Source organism: Paenibacillus wenxiniae, from assembly GCF_039822605.1.
Classification (GTDB): domain Bacteria; phylum Bacillota; class Bacilli; order Paenibacillales; family Paenibacillaceae; genus Saccharibacillus; species Saccharibacillus wenxiniae.
Genome location: NZ_JBCGUH010000012.1, coordinates 63828 through 77241, shown reverse-complemented (window position 1 = coordinate 77241; position 13414 = coordinate 63828). Strand labels below are relative to the sequence as shown.

The window sequence follows — 13414 nt, the reverse complement described above, 5'->3', positions numbered from 1 at the left end:
AGTTTACCTACTCTGTTGCGGCTGTTATTCCACCATTCCGTTCCGTATGGATTCCCTCTCATCATACAAATAACAGCTCCACCTGAAAATGACTACATGGGGCTATAAATGCCATGTTTATGCTGCAAATTTGAATGAATTATGGACGATGCCGTTTATTTTCGGTGGCGAGTCCCTGCTCCAGTGCATACCGGGTGAGCTGTACCCGATTTTCCAGCTGTAGCTTTTGCAAAATATTTTTGAGATGATTTTTTACCGTTTGTTCTGAAATGCCCAGTCCAGCGGCGATTTCTCGATTCGTCATCCCCGAAGATACCCATTGCAAAATCTCATGTTCTCTACGTGTTAATGTATCTGCGGCTGGATCACTGCGCGTCTTGCCAAACGGAAACTCCTGCAAAATCCGCTGTGCGATCTCCTGACTCATCTCTTCCCGATCAAACGCCACGCTACGCAAATATTCCAGCCATGTCGAAGGCGGTAAGCTTTTTAACAAATAGCCCTGCGCTCCCTGCTTAATCGCCTGAAATAGATGTGCCGCATCATCCGATACGGTCATCATAATAATTTTTACGTAAGGAAAGCGTAATTTGATCAGTCCGGTTGTCTCCAGTCCATCCATTCCCTTCATGGAAATGTCCATCAAGATCAGATCCGGCATCCACTTCTCTGTAAATTCAAGCGCTTCCTGTCCGCTCGACGCTGTACCTACAATTTCAAATAGCGGCTCCTCCGACAAAATTACACTCGTTGCCTCGCGAGCGTGGGCATGATCATCAACAATGAGTACACGCACCTTATCCATGAGCGTTGCCCCCTGTCAGTATAAACTGTGTTCGTCCGTCCTGCCTGCGAAATTCAAAGCGCCAGCCACGCTGTATCGCGCGCTCGGCAGTAATCCGTAATCCGAAGCGGCCCGGCTGCTGAAGCGAATCCTCTATATAGCCGCTGCCATCATCCTCTACGATCACACACCATTCTTGCTGGTCGCCTGTTCCGTGGATCGCTGCACTGCGTGCGCCAGCATGCTTATGCACATTAAGCAGTGCTTCACGAATACAGGCTAGCAATTCTGCCTGCTGCGCCGTATTGAAACAACCGTCTGCAAGCTGCCAGTCCACATTCACCTTGACGCCTGCAAGCGGAACCATTTCGCGAATCCTCGTTTCCAGCGTGCTCTGATGGGCATCTTCCTGTCGTGGCGGCTGCTTGAGATCAGCAATCGCCTGCCGCACATCATGATTCGCTTCCCCTACGGTACGACTCAGATCATGTAGTAGCTGCATCACTTCGGGATCATCGAATTTGCGCTTGGCTTGATCCAGCTTCACACCGAGTAAAAAGAGCGACTGTGCCACCCCATCATGTAGCTCCCCAGCAAGCAGTTGCCGTTCCTCCAGCTTGCCTTTGGCAATGCGCTCATGATCCAATGCGGCACGGGTATTTTCCATCATCGTGAACAAGCCGCGCAGCAGCGTAATGCTCACGATATAGACGATTAGAGGCGATAGCCAGTTGCCTGCATCCATCGACAAATACGGCATCAAAAATTGATGACGCACATACTCCCAGATTCCAATCGTCAGTGTCGGCACAAACAGAATCATCCACTTAATATGTTGATACGACATCGTATTCTCCTTTACATCCAAATATACGCCAGATTGGTCACGTTTAATCATCACACTACCGGAAAGCGTCGATTCGGTCTACCATTTCCAAACCTAGTGCGGTTCGGCTACAGCCCAAGTTTGAAAAATACGTGAACATCGCTTAATTTTTTTAAAAATTGAAACAAATCGTTTGCAATTCGTTAATCGAATGCTTACAATGAAGTTATATGATAATGATTATCATTCCTGATGTTTTGAGAATAGAATGATAATGATCGCTGGCTTGCTGTTCGGCAACCATCTATCGCCTACCGCTTAACGGAACACCTTAGATTGTACACAATATGACTGCCGCGCTGAACCGCGCCTCAAAAGGAGACGGAATCTGGATGAACGCAATGACACAAAAGACTACACTTCAAATAGACGATTATCTCGATCTGCTCAATCTGGCTGTGCATATCGGTGATCGGAAATGGCAAAAGGAAATTATTCGCAAGCTGGAATATTTGAAGCAATGTGCCACCGCTTCCCGCAGCCGCTAATAGCACCATATTAGATCATACTCTTTCAGATCCAAACGAGTTAAGAGACGAACGAGAACACGTATATCCTCAAACTTCTACCATATAGAACAAACCGACCTCATAAGTTGAAGTCGGTTTTTTTGTGCTATTCTAGTCACGGTCGATGCTGTTCTGATGCACTTATTCATACCATTCTGATGAAAATATCTAGCTGTTTGGCAGTATATAGGATAAGGTCCGGCTGTATAGGACAGGTCGTGTGTGCTTATAGCCTATCTCTGATCGGGTCATGGCAGCACGACCTGCTCCACACAGCCGGACGTCATTCATTCATTTATAGCAGAGCTTCAATATCCTGTTCCATATCCAATGGATCGGTTGTCGATTCAAAGCGGCGAATAACCTGACCATCACGGTCGATCAGGAATTTGGTGAAATTCCATTTGATGGAGTCGCCTGGCAAATATTCAGGATGACGTTCATGGAGCAGTGGCAACAAAATTTTCGCAACGGAATGTGTTGTATCAAAGCCTTCAAAAGGCTTGCTATTGGCCAGGTAAGTAAACAGCGGATGAGCATGTTTATCGCGCACATCTACTTTTTGGAACATCGGGAAGGAAACGCCATAGTTTAGCGTGCAAAACGCATTAATCTGGTCATTACCATCCGGCTCTTGATCCGCAAACTGGTTAGAAGGGAAGCCTAGAACAACAAACCCTTTCTCTTTATAACGATCGTACAGACGTTGCAGGTCTTCATATTGAAAAGTAAAGCCACACTGACTTGCTGTGTTCACAATCAGAATCACTTTACCACGGTAATTTTCCAACGAAATATCTCGCCCATTCATCGCTTTAGCGGAATATTGGTATACACTCATCGTTTTCTGCTCGTCTCCCTTGTGTAAAATAATAATGGCGCCTAACGTATTGTAACCAATTAACTAGGCAATTGAAACTACATATAAGAAAAATTTGTCGAAAAGTATGATAAAAGTCCCCTGAATATGAGCCAAAACCTAACACTCACATAAATCATTCATTATATAGGCTATGCACTACGCAAAAAAAGCGCTGATCGCTCAGCGCTCTGTTTATGTTGCTTTTTATATTGATGTTGATTAGTGCTTTTTGCTGTTGGTGTTTATATTGATCGTCGTGTTTATATTTGCCCTGATAGTTATATTCATCTAAACATAACTTTTAATTCATCACTTCAATAGTAGTGCTCATCCTTCACTGACGAGGAAGAACGTTCGCTATCATCCATAGAAGGGTCATGCTGTGGATCATCCATAAACGGCTTATTTACATAATAGTACATCATCGCCATAAATACCGAACCCCCGATCAGATTACCGATCGTGACCGGCACCAGATTATGAATAACACCGGCAAAATTAATCGTTTCTGGATGATCCACAACAAGCGCAATCGCAAATGTACACATATTGGCGATACTATGCTCATACCCGGAAATAAAGAAGCAAAATACGAATAACATCATACAGAATAGCTTGGCAACTTCATTTTTTAGCCCCATCGGAATAAAAAATGCCAGACAGACGAGCCAGTTACACAAAATCGCTCGGAAAAATAACTGCATCGTAGGCGCTTGCATTTTATGTTCCACTACGCCAAGTAAAAATCCATTGACCGAATGATCGGCATATAGCCCTGTTAAATAAATCAGCAGCGCAAATGCACATGCCCCCATAATATTGCCGATATAGCTCGTCACCCATAGCCTGACGACCTGCACCCACCTTAGTTTGCGAATGAGCGCAGCATACGAATAGTAGAACGTATCGCCTGTAAACAAATCGCCGCCACCTAATGAGATCAGAATGATCGCCGCACCGAACGTTAGCGCAGCCATCGGATACGCTGCCGGTGACTCGACCGCATAAAAGAAGTTGCCTGTCTTGAAGGCAACGATGACGCCGAAGCCGATAAACATACTGGCGAGCATCGAACGAGATACATAACGCAGCTTACTTTGTGTATAGATCCTGTTTTTTTCCAGTGCCAGCTTTTCGACCTGCTTTAAAGAATGGACTTCCATGCGTTCACCTCCACTTGTTCCAGATTCGTTTCACTACAGCCCCATCGTTTGATGCACGCTGTACCAGAGCGATTCTGTACTTTGTCCCATCAGAACGATGTCTGTGCTTTATGTCTCTTTTCGCTTTTTGAACCCAAAACCCTGCTGTTCAAACACATAAATTGTGATCTTCAGTATAGACAAATACACAAAAGGCTCCTACCCGTCTTCCTACTCATTCACTTAGCTGCTGTTTCTTATCCGGCTGGAGGTGGTAAATAAAGTCTGTTAACATCCATTTAACATAACTCCTATTCTTCTCAACTTCGTCCATTCCATTTCGCATACATAGGAATAATTACCTATTTGTCGAATTTCCCCGACAAAAGTCTCATTTCCTATAAAGTTTACAAACCCATCGTCCGAAAAATAATATATAGAGCACGAGTCACAAATTAGACACATCATTTTTTCAACAAACAAGACTCAAGTGACTTTCGTCCTTGATCTTGATGATATATAGGTTTTATCAGCATATTTTCACAAGGGTCTTACGGTTCATATAAAAAATTTAACATATTTAAGCTAAATTTAATGAACATTGTGTGAAAATATGATAATGTAAATTTACAATCAAAACTCAGAGGTGAATAATCATGACAAACCAAACTAAACTCATTCAACTGTGTCAACAACTTCCACAAGATCAACAAGCCATTTCTCGCTATGTTGAACATGCCCTGCAATCGATCGATGAACTGGTAGAAAAACACCGTCAATATAACGCTACAATGGCAATCTACGGCGACAAAATCAACGGTAATGAAGAACGCGTCTATCGTGACACCATCTCCGAAATCAAAGCACAATTGCTGGAAACACTCGAAAGAACGGTTGAAGACTTCTCACACGTAGGCGACAAGAACTGGACTAAAAACTACAAAGACGGTATCAAGTAAGCGAGCTGCACACCGATTCATTCCGATATTCAGACTTTGCTGATCTCTAGTAGCTGACCGGCTTGAACCTTCCCTTGATAGCTGCTTCTGCCCTTCATGGGCTGAGACAGATTAAATAGATCACAGATCCAATAGATCGATGTACAACTTTAATTCAACCCGTCATCTGATGGATAGAACCGACTTGAACATCTACCAATATGAAAAACCCGCAGCTAATCCGCTGCGGGTTTTTGCTTATACTTATTCACTTGTGTGTATACATAGCAACTTTGTTTATGCCTATCTACGCTTCGAGCTACGCATCAGTAGTACGGTGCCATCATCAGATAGACGATAACGCCGGTAGAACTAACATATAACCAGATCGGCATCGTCCAGCGAACGATCTTTTTGTGCTTCGTAATCTGCATCGTCCAGCCCCACACGAGCGCGAACAGCGCCAGTGGCACGACAACTGCCGCCAGGAAGCTATGCGTAATCAGAATAAAAAAGTAGATCGGACGAATAATACCCTGACCACCGTAACGTGCTGTCTCCGGGGACAGATAATGGAACGAAAGATACGTAACTAGAAATAACAGTGTCGTCGAGAATGCCGCTAGAATAAATCCGCGATGCAGCTTAATGTTCTTTTTAAGAATTGCGATCAATGCCGCTACTAAAAAAATGAACGTAAAGCTGTTAAAGATCGCATTCATACGTGGCAGAATCGTAATATCGAAATCGAGTGAACCTTTGTAACCGATCCCTGGTGCGAAAAACAGCAACAGAATAATCACATTGGCAATAATCGATACGGTAATGATCAGCCCCGCAAAGTTTTTATTTGTTGTCGGCTTGAGATTGCCTGTTTGTGTTCCTTTGCCCATAAGTATTCTCCCATCCTTGCGATTCAGACTCAGGATATGGTACATCCTCAATGTACATTATATTTTAAATATCGAACACGAACCAAGCTTTTGGTGACAACAGTTTGAACTTTTTGCGGATGCTGGATCACTCAGGACTCTTTACGCCAGATGTCGCTATATTCTTCATGGCGTTTAAATTGCGCCAGCGCATAAGAGCATGCCGGAACGATCGTTTTGCCTTGTTCACGTGCAATGTCAACGACACGCTTGACCAATTCCTCGCCTACTTTTTGCCCACGCAGCTCTTCCGCTACAAATGTATGATCAATAATGATCGATTGATCATCATAAGGGCCAAAGCCGATCTCTGCTTTTTGTTGTCCGTCTACCTGTACAGCCAATCCATTTTCAGTTTCAACGATGTTATGCATCGATTTCACTCCTTCAGGAATCAAAGTCATAGACAGCATCGATATTTTTTGGAAAGTAGAACGATGATCGATAGCTGTGTGATATGTCTATTCCTTTATCCCCGCTATACCACATCACGAAACACGTTCGCCAACGAATCATCCTATCCATGTTGCTTGTAAAAATAAGGCAAACCTGTGTATTCTACAAATACAGAATATAAAAAATTACCATTTTATCCATCCATCTATTATTTTTTCTAAAAAATATACGACATATATTATATAACATGGTTAAAATTGGAGGATGAATACATGAAATGGTTCCGTGATTTAAACACTGCAACCAAAATTATTTCCGCTTTTCTCGTACTTGTTTTGACGTTTCTCGCTTTTGGCGTATACAGTCTACAAAATCTATATTCCAGTAGTCAGCAGACGAATAAAGTGTATACCAGCAATTTAGTCTCTGTCCGCACACTGTCCGAAATACAGATCTATTATCAACGTCTGCGGGTGAATTTGCGCGATGTGAATATGAATTCCGATGCTACGATTCAGAAGTCTTACCTGGATAAGATCGAATCTTTAAAAGAAAGTATCGATAAAAGTCTGGCTGTCTATACTCCACTCGCCACTTCTACCCAGGAGCAACAAGAGCTAACTACATTTAATCAAACGTACGCTAAATACTTAACTGTATTTGATCAGGCTGTCCAACTCGCTCGAGTTCCTGGTGATCAGGGTCGTACCGCATTTATCACCTTTAAAGATACCGAGCTTAAACCAATCGGTGATCTTGCTTCCGATCAGATTGACCAGCTTATTGCAGTCAATAATACACTCGCCAAACAAGCCAATGATCAATCCAACACATCCTACCAATCGACTCGACTCGTCACCATTATCGTACTTATTGTGGTCATTTTACTTAGTTTGCTGCTTGCTCTCATTATTACACGCAATATTGCGACTCCACTTAAAAAACTATCTGCGCTCATTGCTCATTTTGCTGATGGCGACCTGAGCGGCAAATCGGATATTAACCGTAAAGACGAAGTTGGACAACTTTCTAATTCGGTCAATATTATGGCGGAAAATTTGCGTAACCTGATCTCCCAAATTACGATGTCTGCTCAAAGTGTAGCGGCATCTTCTCAGGAAATCTCTGCTACAACTGAAGAAATTGCCAATGCCAGCACCAATCAGGCACAATCCGCTACAACGATTAACGAGCTGTTCCGTGAACTTTCAACCGCGATCGAAGCGGTAGCTACCAGTGCAAGCGAAGCTGCCGAATTGTCCAATCATACGATGGAAGTCGCCCAACAGGGGAGTGGGATTATTAATGAATCGATGGTCAGTATGCAGGCTGTGAACGATTCTATTCGTCGCCTGGAAGAAGATTCGCTGCGTATTGGCGAAATTACGGACGTGATCGACGATATTGCCGATCAGACGAACCTGCTTGCTTTGAATGCAGCGATTGAAGCGGCACGTGCGGGTGAACAAGGTAAAGGCTTTGCTGTCGTGGCGGATGAGGTGCGTAAGCTTGCCGAGCGCAGTATGGATGCGACCAAACAGATCGCCAGCATTATTAAAACGATGCAGCGGAATACGCAGGATAGTGTTACGTCTGTCCAGCAGAGCACCAGCCAATCAAATCAGACGAGTGAAGCGTTCCAGAACATTTTGCGTATGGTGAACGATTCTGCACTCAAAGTGAACGATATTGCTGCGGCTTGTGAAGAAGAATCCGCACAGGCCAGTCAGGTGATGTTGTCTGTTGAAAATATCGCTGCGGCCAGCGAAGAATCAGCGGCATCTGCGGAAGAAACCGCAGCATCTTCGCACTCGCTCGCTCAGCTGGCAGAAGAATTGAACGATTCGGTATCTCGTTTTAGAGTATAAGTATAAGCAGCGTAAAAGGCGGCTGTACGAATGATTTGCGCACGATAGCGTAGATGATCAGCAGATCACTACAGGAAGCTATGCTGCAATAAATGGAAACGATATCATCGATAATTACATTCGAAAAAGCCGATGTGCTCACATACTGCTGAGCGCATCGGTTTTTTGTGTAGCTTTTTGGTGTGTGATGTGTCGCTTTTTATCGATAGGGTCCGTCTCTTATCCACGATATTGGGATCGTTTTATAATCGCACTTTATGATCGTTTGCAGTTGGTATTATATGCCTCGCTAACACATCACATAGTTTGTACTATGTGCATCGTGAACACATGCCATAGGTGTCATATGCAATCTATCACACATATAACTCACTCGCTTCAACTGCGCATCAATCAGGTTACGTGCATAGGAATGAACTAGCACTATACTGCTACTTACTGCTACTTACTGCTACTTACTGCTACTTACTGCTACTTACTGCTACTTACTGCTAACGTATTACTACCTTTACGGCTGCTGACCGCCTTGATAGATCGTCTCATCCTGCTTGAGTTCAGACTGTCCTTTTTCCCCAGCAAGCACGTCCTCTGCATTATCCTGCGGCTTGTAGCCGATCTCCTGCTCGAGATAGCCAATATCGTAATAATTGTCCGTATTGGCAGATGTGCCGTATAGATTCATATATTTACGATCGTCATCCGCTTCGATACAACAGCGCATTAGCTGGATCATATCGCGCTCCGAGATCCAAATATGCATGGAACGCTCGGAATGAGGGCGATCATCACCCGGGAAATTACCGATTCGCACATTAAACGAAGATAAACCATAACGATCCGCGTACCAGCGACCGAGCAGTTCAATATAACATTTGCTCAGTCCATAGATGCTGTCCGGGCGATACGGATCGTTCACATCAATCTCTTCACCGACTGGATAGAAGCCTGTCGCATGGTTGGAGCTGGCAAAGATCACGCGGCGTACACCATGCTTGCGTGCTGCCTCATATACCTGATACGCTCCACCTACATTAACGGGCAACGCCACACCGAGAAAGTCGTCTTCATCCTTTTTCCAGGCGATATGAAGCACCGTATCGATTCCATTCATTAGCTCGCTCAGTCGCTGCTCGTCCGTCACATCCAGTGGTACGATGCCTCTGGACTCGTCTGCTTGTACATCGGCTCCAACCACATCGTAATGTTCCTTTAAGCCATCCAATAGTACGCTTCCGATAACGCCACTAGCTCCTGTAATCAATAGTTTACGTGTCATAATGCTCCTCCTTTTAATCCAGGGGATGAAGATGGAACGCACACTCTTTCAAAATTCGCTCGACTTCCTGCAAACGAAGCGGCTTGCTAATAAAATCCTGCATGCCCGCATCGAGACACATATCGCGATCCGAGCTGCGAGCAAATGCAGTCGTAGCGACAATAACAGGTTGCTCATGCTCTGGCAGACGCTCTCTGATCTCCCGCGTCGCCTCAACTCCGTCCATTTCCGGCATCTGGATATCCATGAAAATCAACTCATACGGACGTGACATGGCGAGCGTGACCGCTTCCTGTCCATTGTTAGCAATATCGATTCGATAGCCCATTTTACGCAGCATTTCGCGTAACAGTTTCTGATTTACCGGATGATCTTCAGCGACCATAATCCGTAGTGGACCATATTTACCATCGACCTGCCCTTCAGCAGGCAGCTCTTGTCTATGCTCCTTTTTCGTAACCTCTGTCGCATAATCATCCGGTAAATAATGCACCGGTAACAGGAAACGGAATGTTGCTCCTCTACCTTCTTCGCTCTCCACATTGATCGTACCGCCCATCAGCTCAATCAACTTTTTACAAATTGCCAGTCCAAGCCCGGTTCCACCGTATTTGCGGTTAATGGAAGGATGCAGTTGAGAGAACGACTGGAATAATAAGCTTTGCTTATCACTCGAAATTCCAATCCCTGTATCACTCACTTCAAATTCCAGTACACACTCATTTTGACGACGCTCGGCCTGACGTACCGCCACATGGACACTGCCATTATCCGTAAATTTGATCGCATTACTGATCAGATTTACCAGCACCTGCCGCAAGCGAGACGCATCGCCGATAATCGATTTGGGAATATGCTCGTCAGTATGGCAGGTGAGTTCGATGCCTTTTTCAGCTGCGCGTGACGTGAACAGATCCAGCACACCATCCAGCAATGGCAATAACTGAATCGGTGTATGTTCCAGTAACATTTTACCGGCTTCGATGCGGCTAAAGTCCAGTATTTCATTTAAAATATGCAAGAGCGCATCACTGCTATCCCGAATAATCTCGATATAGCTACGCTGTTCCTCATCCATTTCGGTATCAGCGAGCAGTCCGGTCATCCCAATAATGCCATTCATTGGCGTTCGGATTTCATGACTCATAATCGCCAGAAATTCAGACTTGGCACGATCTGCGCGCTCGGCAAGCTCTTTGGCACGAATAATCTGCTTCTCATTCGTAATATCGTTAAAGACGACAACAGCGCCTTTGCGCTTGCCGCGATCCCAGATCGGTGTGATGCGATACGACACCATAAAGCTGGAACCGTCTTTACGTAAAAAGACCGCCTCCTGCTCCTCATATGAAGTCCCTTCGCGCAGCGCGCGATCGATCGGATGATCCTGTGGCAAATAAGCCGTTCCATCCGCGTGCGTAAGCTGGAACATTTCCAGCAATGGCTGTCCAGCAAGCTCCAATGTGCTAAAACCGAGCATTCGCGTTGCCGCTGGATTGATAAATGTTGTACGGCCTTCATTGTCCAGCCCGAAGATCCCTTCGGATACCGAATTGAGAATTAACGTATATTCATTGCTTAGCTTTTCGATCTGCTCCAGATGCCGCTTCATCTCTGTAATATCGGTCGCAATTCCGTATACGCCGACGATCTGCTCATCCACGACAATCGGTAAATTAACGACACTCACATCGCGAGCATCACCATTTTTTACAACGACACGCGATTCATACGATTGTGGTTCTCCTTGTAATGCACGTTCAAAATGTTCCACGGTATCGTATACATTTTCCGGTGCCACAAAGCACTCAAATGAGCGTCCAATCAACTCATCCTCCGTGCGTCCAACAAGCTTTTCCATCTCCGCATTGATCGTCGTATACCGCCCCTGTGTATCAAACGAAAATACACTTGCCGGATTATAGTCAAACAACGAGCGGTAGCGCTGCTCACTTTCCTGAATAAGCTGTGCCGAATGGCGGCGCTCCTGAATATCACGCGCAATCGATAACAACTGCTCTGCTCCACCATCGCCGCTACCAATAAAGCGTCCTGACGCTTCCAGCCATACATAACCACCTGAACGATGGCGATGACGGTAACTGACTGGTCTCGGCTGCTCATCCGTCGTATACATCGTCATATAATGACGAATGGCCTCCAGATCGTCAGGGTGTACATAATCCATAATCGATGTTCCGGTCAGCTCTTCTGGACGATAACCGAGTATCGTCTGACAGGCTGGAGAGCAATATAGATACAGGGCATGCTCGACAGACAGACGACTAATAAAGTCGAGTGACTGCTCGGAGATCAGACGATATTGACGTTCACTTTCTTTCAGCCGCTCTTCCATTTCAATACGTGAAGTAATGTCTTGTGTCATCCCAATCACCTGAATCGGTGTACCATTATGATCTGTCGCTACCTGCCAGTGGGACTGCAAATAACGCATTTCTCCATCCGGTAAGGCGACACGGAAAATATGCATCCCGGTTCGCTGTTCACCAAACGATGCCCGAACCGCAGCTGCCAGTCCCTCCATATCAGCCGGATAAATCAGCCTGGAGATGGAGCGATCTGGCACCTCTGGTTCTTGAAATAAATACGGAAATAGCTGCTGCGCTTCCTTACTGGAGCTAATCGTACCGGCTGCAATATTCCAATCCCACGAGCCGATTCGCGCGATACGCTGTACATCGCGCAAGCTCGCCTCATACTTGATCCGGTCGTTCACATTGCGACCGATCCCGAGCACTTTACTAATATAGCCTTGCTCATCACGCACGACTTGAAACGAAATCTCGAACCACAAATAATGTCCTTGCTTATGCTTCAAGCGGCGTGTAATCATGCCCTGATCCAGGTAAGCCTGTCCGCTATTCATCATATCTCTGGCATCATCTGGATGATAATACAACATGCGCGTCTGACCGACCATTTCTTCCGGCTTGTAGCCCAGCACACTGTAAAATGATTCGGACACATATTGCAAAATGCCATCGGCATTACTGTACGACACTAGATCTTTCGCATTTTCCGTAATCAGATGATAAATCTCACGATCCGCTCTCGGTATATTCGTATGTCGTTGCAATGGCTCAAGCTTTTGAAACTGAGCGATATAGTAAACGACCTCTCCATGCTCATCACGGATCACCGATAATTCGATCCCTGTTCGTAGAGGTTGTCCATTACGGTGCACAAATTCCCGCTGCATGCAGTAGTGCTCGCCCGAGGTATGAAGCGCCTGCTCAGCAATCGTCATATAGGCTAGTAATGCGGTCCCCTGCTGCTTATCTTGCAGCCCAGCATCACCACATCGCTTCAATTCATCCTCCTCATAGCCGAGCAACAGGCACAGTGCTGGATTGACACCAAGCCATGCTCCCTCCTTCGGCTCAATAATGGCAATCCCGACAGAGGCAGTCCGATAAATATGTTCATATAGCATACGGTCATGCCCTGATTGGTTAATCATGTTGCTCCCCTCCATTGAAAACCCACTTGCCTCTATGTGTATCTACACGAGTGATGATTCGTTCATCACTCGCTATTTGATCCGCTTCGACTAAAGCCATGTATACCTGTTCTATTGCTCACCAAATGCAGTATAACAGTTCTTTACTCTCCTCGATATACTGCCAATTACCCTTTAAATCAAGCGCCGAATACGAGCTTACCCAGATTACCGAAAAATATACATATGTATGATTAACGTCTCTAAATATTACCCTTTTCTGTCCATTTCTGGTCATAAAAAACACCGGACTGCCTTGATTGCAGCCCGGTGTTTCACGCTTGCCGGTTGTCGTCATCTG

The 13414-nt window shown here is 45.2% G+C and carries 11 protein-coding genes; 3 read left to right on the top strand and 8 right to left on the bottom strand.

The window, feature by feature from the left end; genetic code table 11:
* Window positions 1–139: 139 nt before the first annotated feature.
* Together AAHF22_RS18410 and AAHF22_RS18405 are read right to left on the bottom strand one after the other, a co-directional pair.
* Window positions 140–805: a response regulator gene (locus tag AAHF22_RS18410; RefSeq protein WP_347326490.1), complete on the bottom strand. Its 666-nt coding sequence runs from the start codon at window positions 803–805 to the stop codon at window positions 140–142.
* Window positions 798–1631 (bottom strand): sensor histidine kinase, encoded by an 834-nt coding sequence (locus AAHF22_RS18405; RefSeq protein ID WP_347326489.1) that lies wholly within the window; start codon window positions 1629–1631, stop codon window positions 798–800. The genes AAHF22_RS18410 and AAHF22_RS18405 overlap by 8 nt, the downstream gene beginning before the upstream one ends.
* 371 nt (window positions 1632–2002) lie before the next feature.
* On the opposite strand from AAHF22_RS18405, the gene AAHF22_RS18400 reads away from it, so the two are divergent.
* Complete coding sequence (locus AAHF22_RS18400) at window positions 2003–2158, top strand: hypothetical protein (RefSeq protein ID WP_347326488.1); 156 nt, start codon at window positions 2003–2005, stop codon at window positions 2156–2158.
* Between the two features lie 316 nt (window positions 2159–2474).
* Here the strand turns inward: AAHF22_RS18400 and AAHF22_RS18395 are convergent, their stop codons facing one another.
* Together AAHF22_RS18395 and AAHF22_RS18390 are read right to left on the bottom strand one after the other, a co-directional pair.
* Complete coding sequence (locus tag AAHF22_RS18395; RefSeq protein WP_347326487.1) at window positions 2475–3020, bottom strand: glutathione peroxidase; 546 nt, start codon at window positions 3018–3020, stop codon at window positions 2475–2477.
* A gap of 335 nt (window positions 3021–3355) precedes the next feature.
* The gene (locus AAHF22_RS18390) at window positions 3356–4204 is read right to left on the bottom strand and encodes a formate/nitrite transporter family protein (RefSeq protein WP_347326486.1); all 849 of its coding nucleotides are present in this window, start codon (window positions 4202–4204) and stop codon (window positions 3356–3358) included.
* Between the two features lie 635 nt (window positions 4205–4839).
* Here AAHF22_RS18390 and AAHF22_RS18385 point away from each other — a divergent pair.
* Window positions 4840–5142: a hypothetical protein gene (locus AAHF22_RS18385; RefSeq protein ID WP_347326485.1), complete on the top strand. Its 303-nt coding sequence runs from the start codon at window positions 4840–4842 to the stop codon at window positions 5140–5142.
* 305 nt (window positions 5143–5447) lie between these two features.
* On the opposite strand, the gene AAHF22_RS18380 is transcribed toward AAHF22_RS18385, so the two are convergent.
* Together AAHF22_RS18380 and AAHF22_RS18375 are read right to left on the bottom strand one after the other, a co-directional pair.
* Complete coding sequence (locus tag AAHF22_RS18380; RefSeq protein WP_347326484.1) at window positions 5448–6014, bottom strand: DUF420 domain-containing protein; 567 nt, start codon at window positions 6012–6014, stop codon at window positions 5448–5450.
* 131 nt (window positions 6015–6145) lie between these two features.
* Complete coding sequence (locus AAHF22_RS18375; RefSeq protein WP_347326483.1) at window positions 6146–6427, bottom strand: GNAT family N-acetyltransferase; 282 nt, start codon at window positions 6425–6427, stop codon at window positions 6146–6148.
* 294 nt (window positions 6428–6721) lie between these two features.
* On the opposite strand from AAHF22_RS18375, the gene AAHF22_RS18370 reads away from it, so the two are divergent.
* Window positions 6722–8317, top strand: coding sequence for a methyl-accepting chemotaxis protein (locus tag AAHF22_RS18370; RefSeq protein WP_347326482.1), 1596 nt, complete (start codon window positions 6722–6724; stop codon window positions 8315–8317).
* 508 nt (window positions 8318–8825) lie between these two features.
* Here AAHF22_RS18370 and AAHF22_RS18365 read toward each other — a convergent pair.
* A complete protein-coding gene (locus tag AAHF22_RS18365; protein WP_347326481.1) occupies window positions 8826–9593 on the bottom strand; it encodes an NAD-dependent epimerase/dehydratase family protein in 768 nt (255 codons plus the stop codon).
* A gap of 13 nt (window positions 9594–9606) precedes the next feature.
* Window positions 9607–13074 (bottom strand): PAS domain S-box protein, encoded by a 3468-nt coding sequence (locus tag AAHF22_RS18360; protein ID WP_347326480.1) that lies wholly within the window; start codon window positions 13072–13074, stop codon window positions 9607–9609.
* Window positions 13075–13414 lie beyond the last annotated feature (340 nt).